Annotated in this window: 17 protein-coding genes and 1 other annotated feature; of the genes, 16 read left to right on the top strand and 1 reads right to left on the bottom strand. The window is 39.4% G+C overall.

Going from position 1 to position 16,410, the window contains the following annotated elements:
* Positions 1-16 precede the first annotated feature (16 nt).
* The 10 genes from IGK77_RS14135 to IGK77_RS14090 all read left to right on the top strand — a co-directional run bounded on the left by IGK77_RS14135 (position 17) and on the right by IGK77_RS14090 (position 8,535).
* Entirely contained in the window at positions 17-1,165 is a 1,149-nt protein-coding gene (locus tag IGK77_RS14135) for a PIN/TRAM domain-containing protein (protein ID WP_019723035.1), read from the top strand.
* A gap of 325 nt (positions 1,166-1,490) precedes the next feature.
* Positions 1,491-2,951, top strand: a complete 1,461-nt coding sequence (gltX, locus tag IGK77_RS14130) for a glutamate--tRNA ligase (protein ID WP_010734061.1) — start codon at positions 1,491-1,493, stop codon at positions 2,949-2,951.
* Positions 2,948-3,180: a binding site (T-box leader), on the top strand. Its footprint overlaps the gene before it by 4 nt.
* 82 nt (positions 3,181-3,262) lie before the next feature.
* Positions 3,263-3,811 (top strand): serine O-acetyltransferase EpsC, encoded by a 549-nt coding sequence (gene epsC / locus IGK77_RS14125; RefSeq protein WP_010734062.1) that lies wholly within the window; start codon positions 3,263-3,265, stop codon positions 3,809-3,811.
* The gene (gene cysS / locus IGK77_RS14120) at positions 3,795-5,207 is read left to right on the top strand and encodes a cysteine--tRNA ligase (protein ID WP_074801431.1); all 1,413 of its coding nucleotides are present in this window, start codon (positions 3,795-3,797) and stop codon (positions 5,205-5,207) included. Before epsC ends, cysS begins: the two co-directional genes overlap by 17 nt.
* Positions 5,204-5,608, top strand: coding sequence for a Mini-ribonuclease 3 (locus IGK77_RS14115; protein ID WP_010734064.1), 405 nt, complete (start codon positions 5,204-5,206; stop codon positions 5,606-5,608). The genes cysS and IGK77_RS14115 overlap by 4 nt, the downstream gene beginning before the upstream one ends.
* Positions 5,592-6,455: a 23S rRNA (guanosine(2251)-2'-O)-methyltransferase RlmB gene (gene rlmB / locus IGK77_RS14110; RefSeq protein WP_023520524.1), complete on the top strand. Its 864-nt coding sequence runs from the start codon at positions 5,592-5,594 to the stop codon at positions 6,453-6,455. The genes IGK77_RS14115 and rlmB overlap by 17 nt, the downstream gene beginning before the upstream one ends.
* 3 nt (positions 6,456-6,458) lie before the next feature.
* The gene (locus IGK77_RS14105) at positions 6,459-6,989 is read left to right on the top strand and encodes an NYN domain-containing protein (protein WP_010734066.1); all 531 of its coding nucleotides are present in this window, start codon (positions 6,459-6,461) and stop codon (positions 6,987-6,989) included.
* A 77-nt stretch (positions 6,990-7,066) separates the two neighbouring features.
* A complete protein-coding gene (locus tag IGK77_RS14100) occupies positions 7,067-7,642 on the top strand; it encodes a sigma-70 family RNA polymerase sigma factor (RefSeq protein WP_074801430.1) in 576 nt (191 codons plus the stop codon).
* A 116-nt stretch (positions 7,643-7,758) separates the two neighbouring features.
* Positions 7,759-8,004 (top strand): Veg family protein, encoded by a 246-nt coding sequence (locus tag IGK77_RS14095; RefSeq protein ID WP_010734068.1) that lies wholly within the window; start codon positions 7,759-7,761, stop codon positions 8,002-8,004.
* A 93-nt stretch (positions 8,005-8,097) separates the two neighbouring features.
* Positions 8,098-8,535 (top strand): GNAT family N-acetyltransferase, encoded by a 438-nt coding sequence (locus IGK77_RS14090; RefSeq protein WP_023520523.1) that lies wholly within the window; start codon positions 8,098-8,100, stop codon positions 8,533-8,535.
* Positions 8,536-8,570: 35 nt separating this feature from the next.
* Here the strand turns inward: IGK77_RS14090 and mscL are convergent, their stop codons facing one another.
* Positions 8,571-9,035, bottom strand: coding sequence for a large conductance mechanosensitive channel protein MscL (gene mscL / locus IGK77_RS14085; RefSeq protein ID WP_074801427.1), 465 nt, complete (start codon positions 9,033-9,035; stop codon positions 8,571-8,573).
* A gap of 222 nt (positions 9,036-9,257) precedes the next feature.
* Here mscL and yfmF point away from each other — a divergent pair, with 222 nt between their 5' ends.
* The 6 genes from yfmF to recA all read left to right on the top strand — a co-directional run bounded on the left by yfmF (position 9,258) and on the right by recA (position 16,360).
* Positions 9,258-10,526: an EF-P 5-aminopentanol modification-associated protein YfmF gene (gene yfmF, locus IGK77_RS14080; protein ID WP_074801424.1), complete on the top strand. Its 1,269-nt coding sequence runs from the start codon at positions 9,258-9,260 to the stop codon at positions 10,524-10,526.
* Positions 10,519-11,808 carry an EF-P 5-aminopentanol modification-associated protein YfmH gene (gene yfmH / locus IGK77_RS14075; protein WP_071866529.1) on the top strand — a complete coding sequence of 430 codons (1,290 nt, stop codon included), beginning with the start codon at positions 10,519-10,521 and terminating at the stop codon, positions 11,806-11,808. The genes yfmF and yfmH overlap by 8 nt, the downstream gene beginning before the upstream one ends.
* Before the next feature lie 294 nt (positions 11,809-12,102).
* Positions 12,103-12,993 (top strand): helix-turn-helix domain-containing protein, encoded by an 891-nt coding sequence (locus IGK77_RS14070; protein ID WP_074801420.1) that lies wholly within the window; start codon positions 12,103-12,105, stop codon positions 12,991-12,993.
* A 171-nt stretch (positions 12,994-13,164) separates the two neighbouring features.
* Positions 13,165-13,743 carry a CDP-diacylglycerol--glycerol-3-phosphate 3-phosphatidyltransferase gene (gene pgsA / locus IGK77_RS14065; RefSeq protein WP_074801416.1) on the top strand — a complete coding sequence of 193 codons (579 nt, stop codon included), beginning with the start codon at positions 13,165-13,167 and terminating at the stop codon, positions 13,741-13,743.
* A 226-nt stretch (positions 13,744-13,969) separates the two neighbouring features.
* Positions 13,970-15,214 (top strand): competence/damage-inducible protein A, encoded by a 1,245-nt coding sequence (locus IGK77_RS14060; RefSeq protein ID WP_071866531.1) that lies wholly within the window; start codon positions 13,970-13,972, stop codon positions 15,212-15,214.
* A gap of 105 nt (positions 15,215-15,319) precedes the next feature.
* Positions 15,320-16,360, top strand: a complete 1,041-nt coding sequence (gene recA / locus IGK77_RS14055) for a recombinase RecA (RefSeq protein WP_010734076.1) — start codon at positions 15,320-15,322, stop codon at positions 16,358-16,360.
* Positions 16,361-16,410 lie beyond the last annotated feature (50 nt).

Genomic DNA, 16,410 nt, shown 5'->3' with positions numbered 1-16,410 from the left:
AAATGGAGGAAACAGGATGCAAAAACGTGTCATCACCTTACTGATGATCATCGTTGGTGCCAGCTTAGGGATTTCTTTTTTACCTACAGCTTGGCAGGCGATCGGTCAACAGACGAATGGATGGCTGAATAACACCTTTACCAATAGCTTGTTAGGTGCACTTATTTTCTTTCTATTATCTTTGCTATTGGCAAAACATATAACAGCAGTCATCAAGCAAATTGAAGAAAAATTAAGTGAGGTCAGCTTGACGTATCTCTTATTTGGCGCAATCGGAGCAATTATTGGCCTAACGCTAGGTGTTGTGATTTCAACACCGCTTTACAATATTGAAATACCTTTTGTAAACAGTGTTTTACCCATCTTATTGATGGTGATCCTTGGCTATTTGGGCTTGCGAATGGGAACGACCCGCATCGAAGAATGGAAGAAAATATTTGGACCAAGAAGTAAAAAGGTCGAACAAGAAACACCTAGTCAGGTGGAAAGCCAGTTATTAGAACGCAAACTAGATGATCATTTTCATAAATATAAAATTTTAGATACAAGCGTCATTATTGATGGACGTATTTACGACATCACAAAAACAGGATTTCTAGAAGGAACGTTGATGATCCCAAATTTCGTTCTATATGAATTACAATATATCGCTGATTCTGGCGATAGCTTGAAACGGGTACGTGGGCGTCGCGGACTAGATATTTTGAACGCGTTACAAAAAGAAGAAGGTATTTCAGTTGAGATGTATGATGGCGATTTTGAAGACATCAGTGAAGTAGATAGTAAGCTGATCAAATTGGCAAAACTATTAGATGGTGTCATCGTGACCAATGATTATAATCTTAACAAAGTTTCTGAATTTCAAAATGTACCAGTTCTCAACATCAATGCACTTGCTAACGCAGTGAAGCCAGTCGTTATCCCCGGTGAGAATATGAATGTACTAGTGGTCAAAGCAGGTACAGAACGTCAACAAGGGGTTGCTTATCTAGATGACGGCACAATGGTGGTTGTTGAAGATGGACAACATTACATGAATGAACGGATCGAAGTTGTAGTAACGAGTGCACTACAAACAGCTGCCGGCCGAATGATCTTTGCAAAACCTGCTCATGCGGGTAGAGGAATCGATAACAAGCGTGAAAATGAGAAAAAAGCGAAATAAAAACGTAATATGGTAAATATGAGGCAGTTAGACATCATAAGATTTTTTTGAGAGATGGTTTTTGCTTCCTCAGTTTAGCTAGAGCAGGCGAGGATTGAAAAGTAGGGCAAACTATTTTTTCGATTCCCGCCTTCTTACGTAGATTTGAATGACTTTTTCATAATCTCTTTACTATTTAACGTATAAAAGGTAAAATTTGTGCTGAGTAGCTTTAAATTTCAACATTTATCGCTAAAGGAGATCCAACCCAAAACAATCTGATCAGATGTTGTATTGTCAGTTGTTTTGGGCGTCTCAAAGTCTAGTTTGAAAGAAGAGGAAGAAAATGACGAAAGTACGCGTACGTTATGCACCAAGTCCAACAGGGCATTTGCATATTGGGAATGCACGAACTGCATTATTCAATTATTTATTTGCCCGTCACAATGATGGAGATTTCATTATCCGCATTGAGGACACTGACCAAAAACGAAACATTGAAGATGGCGAAAAAAGCCAATTAGAGAATCTTGCATGGTTAGGGATGGAATGGGATGAATCACCTGAAAATCCAGGTGAATACGGTCCTTACCGTCAATCTGAAAGAAAAGAAATCTACCAACCATGGATCGATCAGTTATTAGCAAGTAATCGTGCTTACAAATGCTATTGTTCAGAAGAAGAATTAGAAGCAGAACGTGAAGCGCAACGTGCCCGTGGCGAAATGCCTCACTACGCTGGGACTTGTGCGAACTTGTCACCTGAAGAACAAGCGAAAAAAGAAGCAGAAGGCATTGTACCGGTGATTCGTTTCCGTGTGCCTCGCAATACAGAATATGCGTTTACCGACATGGTCAAAGGAGACATCACCTTTGAATCAGACAATATCGGTGGGGATTATGTCATCCAAAAACGTGATGGTATGCCAACCTATAACTTTGCGGTAGCTGTTGACGATCATTTAATGAAGATCACTCACGTGTTACGTGGAGATGACCATATTGCGAATACGCCAAAACAATTAATGATCTATGAAGCGTTTGGTTGGACTGCGCCAACATTTGGGCATATGACCTTGATCATCAATTCTGAAACGGGCAAAAAATTAAGTAAACGTGATGAATCGATTTTACAATTTATCGAACAATACCGTGAATTAGGCTACCTACCAGAAGCGATGTTCAATTTTATTGCTTTACTAGGCTGGTCTCCTGTCGGTGAAGATGAATTGTTCAGTCAAGAAGAATTGATCAAAATGTTTGATCCACAGCGCTTGAGCAAATCACCAGCTGCATTTGACGCGAAAAAATTACAATGGGTGAACAACCACTACATCAAAGAAATGGATCTAGATGCATTGACAGAAATGTGTTTACCTTATTTGATCGCTGATGGTCGTGTGCAAGAAAATCCAGATGCACAAACAATCGAATGGGTGAAAAAAATCGTTCGTCTGTATCAACCACAAATGAGTTATGCAGCGGAAATCGTTGAGGTATCAACATTATTCTTTAACGAACATCCTGTATTAGATGAAGCAGCCAAAGAAGTATTAGCGGGTGAAACGGTTCCGACTGTGTTGAAAGCTTTCAAAGAACAACTTACTCAAATGGAAGTTGTAGATGCACCCACAGTCAAAGCAGCAATCAAAGCAGTACAAAAAGAAACAGGGGTAAAAGGAAAGAACCTATTTATGCCGATCCGTGTCGCTGTTTCAGGACAAATGCATGGACCTGAGTTACCAGAAACAATCGAATTGTTAGGGAAAGAAAAATCTTTAGCACATTTAAATCAAGTATTGAACTAAACACGATGAACAGAAAGAAGTAAAAAAAGAATGGTTTCAAGAGAGTCAACGGGTGGTGTAAGTTGTCAATTGTTCTTTTTTGAAATGCCTCTGGGAGTGGTCTTTGCGAAGAGGGGTTGATCAATATCAATCCTTGAAAGTAGCGAAGAACGAGTAGCAGACGTTACCTGTTAGAGATAATCATTTGATTATGAAAAAAAGTGGAACCACGCCTCATAGCGTCTTTTAATAAGGAAACTTATTAAAAGACGTTTTTTAGTTGTCTTTCGTTGTTCATACATACAGTCGAAAAAAGAAAGGAGAGGAAGTTGATGGAATGGTTCAAACGAGCTGTCATTGCCGTAAAGAAAAATGATCCAGCAGCGCGTACTACAGCAGAGGTCATTTTGACCTATCCTGGGCTACATGCGTTATTTTGGCATCGTTTCTCCCATTATTTATATCGCCATCGTCTCTATTTGATTGCCAAAATGAATGCCCAATTTTGGCGATTCATTACGGGAATAGAGATACATCCAGGAGCGACGATCGGAACGGGTGTGTTTATCGATCATGGTATGGGGATCGTCATTGGAGAAACAGCAGAAATCGAAGATGATGTGGTCTTGTTTCATGGTGTCACTTTAGGTGGTACGGGAAAAGAAACGGGGAAAAGACATCCAACCGTCAAAAAAGGTGCAATGTTGTCCGCCAATGCCCAAATCCTAGGACCGATCACCATAGGAAAAGATGCGAAAATCGGCGCAGGCGCAGTCGTCTTAAAAGATATACCTGATGGGGCAACAGCAGTAGGGATACCAGCAAAAGTTGTCCGAATCAATGGAGAGAAAGTAGGGGATGAGAATGATAAAAATCTATAATACGCTATCAAGAGAAAAAGAGACTTTTATTCCTTTAAAAGAAGGACAAGTTTCAATGTATGTTTGCGGACCAACTGTTTATAATTATATCCACATTGGCAATGCACGAAGTACGATTGCGTTTGACACGATTCGACGTTATTTGGAATACCGTGGATACCAAGTGAACTACGTATCGAACTTTACAGATGTGGACGATAAAATCATCAAGGCTGCCAATGAGCTTGGGATCACAGCGCCTGAAGTTGCTGATCGTTTTATCAAAGCTTTTGAAGAAGATACGAAAGCATTGAATGTGCAGCCAGCAACGAGCCATCCCAGAGTAATGGACCATATGGAAGATATTCGCGTATTCATCCAAACATTGATCAACAAAGGTTTTGCTTATGAATCGAATGGCGATGTTTATTATCGTACGCGAAAATTTACTGATTATGGTCAATTGAGTGATCAATCGATCGACGAGTTAGAGATTGGTGCAAGTCAACGTACTGGCGCAGAACAGCAACAAAAAGAAGATCCTTTAGACTTTGCCTTGTGGAAAAAAGCAAAACCAGGAGAGATTTCATGGGAATCGCCATGGGGAGAAGGACGTCCAGGGTGGCATATCGAATGTTCCGTGATGGCAACGAAACATTTAGGTGAGACTATTGATATCCACGGCGGTGGCCAAGATTTGGAGTTTCCTCATCATGAGAACGAGATTGCCCAAAGTGAAGCGAAAACAGGCAAAAAATTTGCGAACTATTGGATGCACAATGGCTATGTGACGATTGGTGAAGACGATCAAAAAATGAGTAAATCTTTAGGGAACTTTATCACTGTCCACGAAATGATCCAAGAGGTAGACCCACAAGTGTTACGCTTCTTTATGGCAACCACACAATATCGTCGACCGATCCGCTATAGTGAAGCAACGATGAAAGAAGCAGCGACAAATTTACAACGCTTGAAAAATACGTTTGATAATCTAAACTTCCGTTTTGAAAATGCGGTAGAAGCCCAGTCGGAAGATGAGAGACAGGTAACAGAACTGGAACAATTAGAAACACGATTCATCAAAGAAATGGACGATGATTTCAATGCGGCTAACGGCATCACAGTTGTCTATGAACTAGCAAAATGGATCAATACGTATTTGGAACAACCGACTGTCTCCAAAACGATCCTATCCAAAAGTGAGGCACTATTTACCCAATGGTTGTCGATCTTTGGTATCTTATTTACGACAGCAGAAATGTTGGATGAAGAAATCGAGCAACTGATCGAAGAACGAACACAAGCCAGAAAAAACCGAGATTTCGCCCGTAGTGATGAAATTCGGGACCAATTAAAAGAAAAAGGTATCTTGTTAGATGACACCCCACAAGGTACTCGTTGGAGAAGAGAAGCATGAGAGATCATACACAATTAAATGGTTTAGCGCTTGCTTATGTTGGAGATGCTATCTACGAAATCTATATTCGAGATTACTTGATTGAAAAAGGTGAAACAAAGCCGAATAAACTGCACCGAGCAGCGACACACTATGTTTCGGCAAAGGCACAAGCTTTTTTGATCCAACAAATGTTGCAAGAAAACCTCTTAACAGAAAATGAAGAGCTTTACTATCGCAGGGGTAGAAATGCCAAAAGTCATACGAGTGCAAAAAATGCGGATATTACAACTTATCGTGTTGCAACAGGGTTTGAAGCCTTGATGGGCTACTTACATCTAACAAAACAAACCGAACGTATGGAAGAATTGATTAATTGGTGTATTGAGAAAGTAGGTGAAACCCATGAGGAAAGAAAATAAAGAACGTAACTATCAAAAACGAAACAAAAAAGATTCTCAACGTTTTACAAAAGGCAATGAGAAACGTAGTGCAAAGAAGGAAACAGTTTATGTTGGTCAAGAGGACACAACAAGTGAAGACAATTTTGTATTTGGTCATCATGCGACAGTCGAAGCTTTGCAACAAGGTCGTGGAAATAAATTGTTCCTTCAAGAAGATTCACGGGGAGACAAGGTTGAAGAGTTGAAAAATATTGCTCGAGAACAATCGGTGCCAGTCAAGTGGGTCCCTAAGCAGAAATTAGACCTACTCAGTGATCGTGGCGTTCATCAAGGGGTAGTATTGGCCATCACGCCTTATGAATATCTGACGTTGGATCAACTATTGGAACAGGCGAAGAGCAAAACGGAAACACCCTTTTTCTTGATCTTGGACAGTATCGAAGATCCTCACAATTTTGGCTCGATTTTACGAACGGCAGATGCCAGTGGGGTAGATGGTGTCATCATTCCTAAACATCGTGCAGTCGGAATCACACCAATCGTGACGAAAACATCGACAGGCGCCGTTGAATACGTGCCAGTGGCTCGTGTGACAAACTTAGTTCAAACTGTCCAGCAGCTAAAAGAGCAGCAATTTTGGGTATTCGGAACAGATATGGAAGGAACGAATTTCCAATCATGGAATGCAAAAGGCTCGATAGCGTTAGTGATCGGTAATGAAGGTCGTGGCATGAGTGCAGGCTTGAAGAAAGAAATGGATGAGTTGTTAACGATCCCTATGGTCGGTCATGTTCAAAGCTTGAATGCAAGTGTTGCGGCTGGACTACTGATGTATCAGGCTTTTTCTCAGCGTCAGGGGGGATAAGGCATGAAGAAGCAGCTGTTGATCGTCGATGGCTATAATATGATCGGTTCTTGGCCAGAGTTAGTGGCACTGAAAAAGCAAGATAAAATGGCGGATGCCAGAGAAGCCTTGTTGCATCGTTTATCGAATTATGCAAAATATGAAGGCCTAGAAGTAATCGTTGTCTTTGATGCGCAATTAGTGCCGGGTATCCAACAAAATTATCGAAAATACCAATTAGAAGTTGTTTTCACAAAAGAGGATGAAACGGCAGATACGTATATCGAGCGCATCGCGGGAGAGTTGAATACTCGCTTGACGCAAGTGACTGTCGCAACGAGTGACTTAGCAGAACAATGGGTGATTTTTTCACAAGGTGCCTTACGAACTTCCGCGTACGAATTATATAAAACAATCAAAAAAACAGAAAAAAATATTACCCAAGATAATATAAATATGCGTTTTATTGATTTTCGACGAAATTCTCCGTGGAATGAAGAACAATTAGAAAAATTGTCCCAAAAATTGGACGATTTAATGAGAAAAGAAAAATAACAGCCAGATATGATTAGTTATTCAATGAATTGATGGTAAGATTCCTCCATAATCGAAAGTTATGGAGGAATTATTTTATGTCCGAGGAGTTATTGTGCGCCGCCCGTAATGGAGATGAAGAAGCATTTTCTATGCTGTATCAAAAATATTTCCCGTTATTATTACGGTTGAAAAATATTTATTATCTAAGGAATTATGTAAGTGAAGATTGGGAACAAGAAGCAAGGATTGCTCTATATCAAGCACTTAAAACGTACGAAAATAATAAAGGTGTCAGTTTTGGGAGTTATTACAAAAGTATTATCAGTAACCAAATCTACTCTTTATTGCGTAAGCAAAACGCGCTAAAACGTCGAGACCAAAAAAATGAAATTTCTATTGAACAAAAAATAGCTACAGAAGGACCAGATTTTTTAGCCGAGATCACCATCCAAGAACCTGTTGCGATGCAACAATTACTATTAAAAGAAGCTTTCGAGGACTGCGATATCAAATTCTCAACAAAAGAGGCAAAAATCTTTCAACATTACATGCAAGGCAATGATTTTAGCGAGATGGAGAGAGAATTATCAATGGATCTGAAGCAAATAAAAAGCGCTTACGGTCGAGTGAAATATAAGATAAAAAAACATCTGAAAGATTATAATGAGTGATTTTTTATAGCATTACTAATGTTTTTCTTACTTATTTCTATTGCATTTCTTTTTTTGATATGGTAAACTTGAAAAATTTTACTATATATGGTATGATAGTAATTGAGGTGAATTGTATGCCACTAACTTTAGCTACAATCAAAAAAGATTTAGAAGGTCGTATCGGCAGCCAAATCATGTTGGTTGCACAGACCGGAAGAAAGCGTCAAACGGAACGCCGAGGCGTTTTAACAGAAACCTATCCTTCAGTATTTGTCGTAGACTTAGATCCTGAAGAAAATTCATTTGAACGAGTGTCTTACAGTTATTCAGATGTACTTACTCGAACAGTTGAGATCGAATTTTTAACTGAAGCAGTTTAAAAAGCAAGCGGACCTAGATTATATATGAGGTTCGTTTGCTTTTTTGTATCTAACTCGTTATGCTATTAGCAAGAAAGAACGGAGGTCCTGATGATGAAGCATTATGTAAAAAAATTTGCAGAACTAACAACAGCAGAATTTTATGCAATCGTGAAAGAGCGAATCGCCGTATTTGTTGTTGAACAAAATTGTCCTTACCAAGAAGTCGATGAGATCGATGAAATCGCATGGCATACTTATTTTAAAGATGAAGATGGTACGATTTTGGCATATACACGTATTTATGCAGAAGAAGACACGGTTCATTTTGGACGGGTCTTGGTCAATCAGGCGCATCGCAAATCAGGTTTAGGACAAAAAATCGTGGCACAAACATTAGCGGCGATCGAAGCCAATGCACCTGGACGTCCGATCGTGATCGGGGCACAAGAGTATCTACAATCATTTTATGAATCCTTTGGTTTTCAGGCAATCTCAGAAGTATATTTAGAAGACGGAATCCCACACTTAGACATGAGAAAACAAGCATAAAAAAAACAGAAGAATTTCCTTCTGTTTTTTTTATCTCACGCTTTAGTATCCGTGCTCTCAGAAGTTGCTTGGGCAGTTGGGCGTGCATTATTTTCAGCTGTTTGTTGTGCCAATAGATCGCGGATATCACTAAGATAATCTTCCGCAGTGGGTTTGTCTTCCACCACTTCTTCTTCTTTTGGTCGTAAGTTTTTCGCATGATTGGCTGCTTTGACCACTAGGAATAGAACAAAACCAGTAATGACAAATGTAATAATTGCGCTAATAACATTCCCAAAAGAAAAGGTGACCCCTTTCGCAGGTGACCAATCAAGAACAGACAATGCACCATCCAAATCAGAGGTACCTGTGATCATTGCAACGACCCAACCAATTAAGGGAGTAATCAGGCCTTGAACGATTTGATTCACAATGCCCGTAAAAGCACTACCGATCACTACACCGACAGCTAGATCTAGCACATCGCCTCGCATGATAAATTCTTTAAATTCTTTGATCATTGTTTTTCTCCTTTCTTGTTAATCCTAGTATATCGAAGAATAAAAAAATGTAAAAACAACACGCTTAATAATATCCCCACACGTTCGTTCAATCACTTGTATGCTATACTAGAAAGTGACTTTTAAAAAAATTGGACAAAAAAAGAGAACTTTAATGTCGTTGAAACAACAACGATCATCGCTAAGAGTTCCAAGGATCATGACAAAAAGGAGTAGTTATTTATGGCTTATCAATTGACAGAAGGTGTCAACCTTCATGTGCTACCAACCAAACAATTTAAAACGATCCGTATTTTTGTACGGTTCACCACAGCCTTAGAAAAAGACATCGTCACCAAACGTTCACTACTGAGTAGTTTATTAGAGACGAATAGCTTGAACTATCCGGATCAGACACAATTAAGTGCAAAATTAGCTGATTTGTATGGAGCTGGTTTTGGTTTTTCTGTCCGGAAAAAAGGTAATCTACATTGGATGAATGCAGGAATCAGTTTCGTCAATGGTGCGTATGTCAATGACAGCACGATTTTGACGAATGCCGTTTCCTTTTTAAAAGAGGTATTATTCTTTCCTAACATCAAAAATCAAACATTTGATCAAGCAACATTTGATTTAGAGAAAAATAACTTAAAGCAATATTTGGAAAGCTTAAATGAAGATAAGCAAACAATGGCTTCATTAGCATTACAAGAATTATATTTTGAACAGTCAGATGCACAAAAAATCCCAAGTATGGGGTCCGTTGAAGAACTAGAAAATATCACATCAAGTGCCTTAGCCGAATATTATGCACGTATGATCAAAGAAGACCAAGTGGATATTTTTGTAGTGGGTGATATCAAAGAAACAATGGCAATCGAAGCGTTAAAAGAGCTTCCTTTCACTGAGCGAAAAGTGGTACGACCAGAAATCTTTTATCAACAAACACAAAACAACGTGATCAAGGAACGACAAATCCAAGAACCAGTGGTGCAAGCCAAACTGAACCTAGCCTATCAAACCAATATTTATTACGATCAGCCAGAACGTTTTTCATTGATGGTCTTTAATGGCTTATTCGGAGGCTTCCCTCACTCCAAACTTTTCATGAATGTACGTGAAAAAGAAAGCTTAGCTTATTATGCGTCTAGTAACGTTGATACTTTTCGTGGGTTATTGACTGTACAAACAGGTATTGAGACAAAAAATCGTAATCAAGTCTTGCACTTGATCCATCAACAACTGGCAAGTTTACAAAATGGCGAAGTCACTGAATTGGAGCTCGAACAAACCAAGGCAATGTTACGTAATCACTATTTGTTGTCTTTGGATTCACCACAAGCTGCCATCGAATCCGCTTATTTAGCACACTGGCTTCCTGATACTGAACTATCGGACGAGGAATGGTTAGCTCGCATGGAACGTGTAACGATCGAAGATATTCAAGAAGTAGCAAACCAAATCGAATTACAAGCAATTTTCTTTTTAGCTGGGGGTGAAGAAAATGAATAAAGCAGAGTATAGTCAAATCAACGAAACACTGTATCACGAAGTCTTACCGAATGGTTTGACGGTCTATCTGTTACCAAAAAACGATTATCACAAAACATACGGTTTATTCAGTACGAACTATGGGTCGATCGACAATGAATTTATTCCCTATGGTGCAACGGAAAAAGTGAAAGTTCCTGACGGTATCGCACATTTCTTGGAGCACAAGTTATTTGAAAAAGAAGAAGGCGATGTTTTCCAGTTGTTCGGTCAACAAGGAGCATCAGCGAATGCGTTCACGAGCTTTACAAAAACCAGCTATTTGTTTTCAACGACAGATCAAGTAGAAAAAAATCTTTTGACGCTTCTTGATTTTGTTCAAGCACCTTATTTTACTGAAGAAACAGTAAATAAAGAAAAAGGAATCATTGGCCAAGAAATCCAGATGTATGAAGATGATCCGAATTGGCGCTTATTCTTTGGTATCTTAAACAATCTATATCCCAATCATCCATTACACATCGATATTGCAGGAACGGTGGAAAGTATTGCTGACATCACAGCAGAGGATCTATATACTTGCTATCGCACTTTTTATCAACCAAGCAATATGGTGTTATTTGTAGTTGGCAATTTGGAACCAGAACAGTTGATGGAGCAAATTCGCCACAATCAAGCTACCAAAGAATTTCCACCCGCTCAAAAAATCGAACGATTCTTTCCCGAAAATCAAGCGGATGTTCTGCCGATAAGCACCTTAGAAGCAGCGATCACACGAGAAAAATTTGTATTAGGGATCAAAGGAATCGATGTGTTACCTGAAAATGGGAGAGAATTACTCAGATATAAAACAGCGATTCGTTTGTTACTACAATTACTTTTAGGCCCAACTGCACAAAACTATTTAGCCCTTTACAACGAAGGAATTATTGATGATAGTTTTGGCTTTGAGTTTAGTTTAGATCGTGAATTTCATTTTGCTGACTTCAGTGGCGATTCGGACCAACCAAAACTAGCAGTACAAAAAATAAAAGAGATTCTTTTGAACTTTGAACATGACGAAGGAATCACAGAAGAAAACTTGAACTTATTGAAAAAGAAAATGTTAGGGCAGTATTTCCAATCATTGAACTCCATCGAATACATCGCCAATCAATTTACACAAAGTCTATTTGGTGACCAAACATTATTTGATCTGCCAGAAATCATTGAATCAATCCAGATGACGGATCTTCTTCAAGTAGGACGCTCTTTTATCAATGCTGACGTGTTTAGTGAATTTTATATGCAGCCAAAAAAATGAAACAGTAAAAAATTCTGATTTTTTTGGACATACTCGCTGATTCGTCATACTTTTTGTAAGAATAAAAGAAAGTCTTAAATTTCAGTTTAAAACAGATGAAATGTTATCCAAAGTAAGTTCGCTTTGTGGTATTCTTAAGTAGATTGAGTGCAAGATTGATCAATATAGAGGAAACACTATACATTGAGCATGAATAAAGCAAAAATTCAATGAGAAGCAGTCAGGATAAATGGTCGATCCTCAGTAGAGAAAACACCTTCTGACTAGAATACACAGACTGGAGAAGATGAACGAGTGGCTTTTGAAACCATCGGGGAAAAATTACGGCAAGCCCGTTTAAACAAAAAAATATCATTAGATGAATTACAACAAATGACGAAGATCCAAAAACGTTACTTGGAATCGATCGATCAAAACGAATTTGATCAATTGCCAGGTAAATTTTATGTTCGTGCATTTATTCGTCAATATGCAGAAGCTGTTGGTGAAGATGGTGATTATTTAGTGGATGTTTTTGATGGAAAAAAATCTTTCGCAGATGAAACCATCAAAAAACGACCAGAACCAGAAACAGTGAGTGGTTCAAGAAAAGCTATGCACGAAGAAGAAAAGAATCTAACAAAATTCTGGACAAGTCTGCCAGTGATTTTATTAGGATTAGTCGCTGTAGCAATCATCACAGTAGTGGCATATATGTCATGGCAAGACCGTCAATCTGAGCCGATCATTGGTGGAACAGCTTCAACGGTATCTGTCGATGGTTCGATCACGGAAGAAGAACCGGAGACAAGTGAATCGACGGTTGAATCGACCGTGGAATCGACAACAAAATCAACAGAAGAAGAGAAAAAAATGACCATCACACCGGGGCAAGACACAGGAAGTGCGCTTTTGATCGAGGTGAAAGATGCGAAAAAACCGATCACATTGGAATTCACAGCAAGTGAACGTGTCTGGATCGGTGTCCAATTGAACAATACGTTTGACTATCATTATCAAGAAACCTTGGTTGCCAATGATACAAAAACAACAGAGCTTCCAGAAAATACGACAAATGCGATGATCACACTTGGAGCAGCGAGTAATGCAACGGTCAAATTAAATGGCGAAGAACTGCCTATCAACGCAGGACCAAACAATACAAGCCTGAAGAATATTTCGCTTTCCTTGCAGTATGCAGAATAATTTGTTTAAAAAACAACCGTGTAAAAGAGAGCCGGAATCTCGTCTTGGGCTCTCTTTTCTTGTTTGGATAGTAGGTTATAAAGTAGTGAAAGATTTGTTGAGCAATTGAGAGACTATTGGTGGAAACTTTTGCTGGACTGACGTAAAATAGGAAAGAAAGGAGTCGTTCTTGTGAATTTACCAAATCAATTAACTGTATTTAGAATCTGTATGATTCCGGTGTTTATTTTAGTAGTCGGTCTCCCGTTAGATTGGGGACAATTAACGGTAGGAACAACGTCATTAGCGATCACGCAACTAGTAGGAGCCATCATTTTTGCTTTAGCAAGTGTGACGGATTGGCTAGATGGGAAAATTGCTCGGTCCAGAGGATTAGTGACGAACTTCGGAAAATTTGCTGATCCATTAGCAGACAAAATGTTAGTTATGACAGCTTTTATCATGTTGGTAGGTCAAGGAAAAGCGCCAGCATGGGTGATTGCGATCATCGTTTGTCGTGAGTTGGCTGTAACAGGGTTACGATTATTGCTTGTCGAGGATGGGGAAGTCATGGCAGCTGCTTGGCCTGGAAAAGTAAAAACAGCTACGCAAATGATTGCGATTATTTTATTATTTATCAATAATATCCCATTCAACTTGATCAATGTACCCCTCGATCAAATCATGTTATACGCTTGTCTGATTTTTACCATCTATTCAGGTGTCGATTACTTTATCAAGAATCGTGGCGTATTCAAAGGATCCATGTAAAATCATAGAGTCACTTAGTTACCCTTGCAATCAGATCGGTCATTCCCGGTCTGATTTTTATTTTTTTGACATAGACGCAATCACAAGAACAAATTGAGCAAGGAGAAATGATTCTATCAGCAAATAGCGTATACTATTTGGTAGAGACAATTAGTCGAACAAAGACTGATTTACAGATAAATAGAGATGTTGCAAAAGCAACCTCAACTAAAGGAAGCGATCAAATATGAAATCTGAAATCATAGCAGTAGGAACAGAATTATTACTTGGACAAGTCGTGAATACGAATGCGACATTTTTATCAGAACAGTTAGCAGATCTAGGAATCGATGTCTATTATCACACAGTTGTCGGGGATAATCCGACTCGTTTGGAGGAGTTACTCCAGTTAGCTGAATCGAGAAGTGAACTAATCATTTTATGTGGTGGACTAGGACCAACAGAAGATGACTTAACAAAAGAAGTTGTCGCTCAACACCTCGGCAAAGAGCTGATCCAAAACACAGAAGGGTACAAGAAACTGCTGGCATTTTTCGAAACGACAAAAAGAAAAATGACGGAGAACAATTTACAACAATCTCAGATCATTGAAGGGGGCACACCATTACCTAATCGAACTGGCTTAGCGTTAGGCACGTTTTATCAAACGAAAAGCAATGCTTATCTTTTACTTCCTGGGCCACCAAGTGAGTTGAAGCCGATGTTTGTAGAACAAGTGCGACCACTGTTAGAACAACAATTCCCTTCAGAAGAAAAACTGATTTCAAAAGTGTTGCGCTTCTATGGCATCGGTGAATCACAATTAGTAACCGATCTAAAAGACTTGATTGCTACCCAAATCAATCCCACGATTGCTCCTTATGCCAAACCAAATGAAGTCACACTGAGATTGACAGTCAAAACGTCAGATATCCATGCAGGGAATCAAGCGTTGCACGCACTAGAAGAAAAAATCCAAGCCCGTGTCGGTGCATATTTTTATGGCTATGGGGATGACTATTCGTTGCCACAAGCCGTCGTGGATCTGCTAAAAGAACAAGGGAAGACAGTCACAGCAGCTGAAAGTTTGACAGCGGGAGGCTTTCAATCCGCGTTAGGAGCAATTCCTGGCGTCTCTCAAGTCTTTTCTGGGGGCTTTGTGACTTATTCAGCAGAGACCAAAGCAAAGCTCTTAGGCATCGATCCAGAACTATTAGAGCAGTTTGGCACAGTCAGTAAAGAATGTGCCGAACAAATGGCGATTCGAGCACGCCAACTCGTTGGTACAGATTATGCCGTAGCGTTTACCGGTGTGGCGGGACCCGACACATTAGAAGGACATCCTGCGGGTACAGTTTGGCTTGCCGTTGCATCAAAAGAAGGCGTAGAAACAAAAGAATGTCACTTTACGAGAGACCGTTCGGCAATCAGAAATAGCGCGATTATGCAAGGATTTGATCTGCTAAGAAAGCAACTATTAAGAAAAAAATAAATGCGAATATTTGTTCGGTTTTTGCTTGCTTTTTATAAATAAAAAAGATATTATAAACGTAATGAAATGTTACTTTGAGTCGTAAAAATAAGGAGGATTATCGTATTGGCAGATGATCGTAAAGCAGCCTTAGATGCTGCATTGAAAAAAATTGAAAAGAACTATGGGAAAGGTTCGATCATGAAATTGGGCGAAAAAATCGACCAACAAATCTCGACAATTCCAAGTGGTTCTCTTGCACTAGATGTTGCTTTAGGGATAGGTGGCTATCCTCGTGGACGGATCATTGAAGTCTATGGTCCAGAAAGTTCAGGTAAAACAACGGTTGCACTCCATGCAATCGCAGAAGTCCAAAAAAATGGTGGAACTGCCGCCTTTATTGATGCGGAACATGCCTTAGATCCACAATATGCCCAAAAATTAGGGGTAAATATCGATGAATTACTCCTTTCTCAACCAGATACCGGAGAACAAGGATTAGAAATCGCTGATGCTTTAGTATCAAGTGGTGCAGTAGATATTGTCGTTATCGACTCAGTAGCAGCTTTAGTACCACGTGCAGAGATCGACGGGGAGATGGGTGACTCACACGTAGGGTTACAAGCTCGTTTGATGTCTCAAGCCTTACGTAAACTCTCAGGATCGATCAACAAAACAAAAACGATCGCGATTTTCATCAACCAAATTCGTGAAAAAGTTGGCGTGATGTTCGGTAATCCAGAAATTACACCAGGAGGACGTGCGTTGAAGTTCTACGCAACGATCCGTTTGGAAGTACGTCGTGCGGAACAATTGAAACAAGGAACGGACATTGTCGGTAACCGTACAAAGATCAAAGTCGTAAAAAATAAAGTAGCACCACCATTCAAAATCGCTGAAGTCGATGTGATGTATGGCTTAGGTATCTCTCAAGAAGGCGAGCTATTGGATATGGCAGTTGAAAAAGATATCGTTGATAAGAGTGGTGCATGGTATTCTTACAAAGAAGATCGCATCGGTCAAGGTCGTGAAAACGCGAAAATCTATATGTCAAATCATCCAGAGATGATGGCTGAAGTATCTACATTAGTGCGTGCAGCTTATGGCATCGGTGAACCAGTTGATGTACCAGAAGAAGCACAAGAAGAATTACCACTAGATGAATAAAGAAATAAGCGGGTATCCGGTAGTCTGATATGCTCCCTATAAAGTAGACA

The organism is Enterococcus sp. DIV0806c, assembly GCF_051710905.1.
GTDB lineage: Bacteria > Bacillota > Bacilli > Lactobacillales > Enterococcaceae > Enterococcus_B > Enterococcus_B mundtii.
This window is presented reverse-complemented; position numbering and strand designations above follow the sequence as displayed.

What these genes read in the sequence shown, in the direction of transcription:
- yfmH (WP_071866529.1), top strand. Translation starts at nt 10,519, where the DNA reads ATGAATAAAGCAGAGTATAGTCAAATCAACGAAACACTGTATCACGAA.
- epsC (WP_010734062.1), top strand. Translation starts at nt 3,263, where the DNA reads ATGGAATGGTTCAAACGAGCTGTCATTGCCGTAAAGAAAAATGATCCA.
- gltX (WP_010734061.1), top strand. Translation starts at nt 1,491, where the DNA reads ATGACGAAAGTACGCGTACGTTATGCACCAAGTCCAACAGGGCATTTG.
- yfmF (WP_074801424.1), top strand. Translation starts at nt 9,258, where the DNA reads ATGGCTTATCAATTGACAGAAGGTGTCAACCTTCATGTGCTACCAACC.
- IGK77_RS14135 (WP_019723035.1), top strand. Translation starts at nt 17, where the DNA reads ATGCAAAAACGTGTCATCACCTTACTGATGATCATCGTTGGTGCCAGC.
- rlmB (WP_023520524.1), top strand. Translation starts at nt 5,592, where the DNA reads ATGAGGAAAGAAAATAAAGAACGTAACTATCAAAAACGAAACAAAAAA.
- IGK77_RS14060 (WP_071866531.1), top strand. Translation starts at nt 13,970, where the DNA reads ATGAAATCTGAAATCATAGCAGTAGGAACAGAATTATTACTTGGACAA.
- cysS (WP_074801431.1), top strand. Translation starts at nt 3,795, where the DNA reads ATGATAAAAATCTATAATACGCTATCAAGAGAAAAAGAGACTTTTATT.
- IGK77_RS14105 (WP_010734066.1), top strand. Translation starts at nt 6,459, where the DNA reads ATGAAGAAGCAGCTGTTGATCGTCGATGGCTATAATATGATCGGTTCT.
- IGK77_RS14100 (WP_074801430.1), top strand. Translation starts at nt 7,067, where the DNA reads ATGTCCGAGGAGTTATTGTGCGCCGCCCGTAATGGAGATGAAGAAGCA.
- mscL (WP_074801427.1), bottom strand. Translation starts at nt 9,035, where the DNA reads ATGATCAAAGAATTTAAAGAATTTATCATGCGAGGCGATGTGCTAGAT.
- IGK77_RS14115 (WP_010734064.1), top strand. Translation starts at nt 5,204, where the DNA reads ATGAGAGATCATACACAATTAAATGGTTTAGCGCTTGCTTATGTTGGA.
- IGK77_RS14090 (WP_023520523.1), top strand. Translation starts at nt 8,098, where the DNA reads ATGAAGCATTATGTAAAAAAATTTGCAGAACTAACAACAGCAGAATTT.
- IGK77_RS14095 (WP_010734068.1), top strand. Translation starts at nt 7,759, where the DNA reads ATGCCACTAACTTTAGCTACAATCAAAAAAGATTTAGAAGGTCGTATC.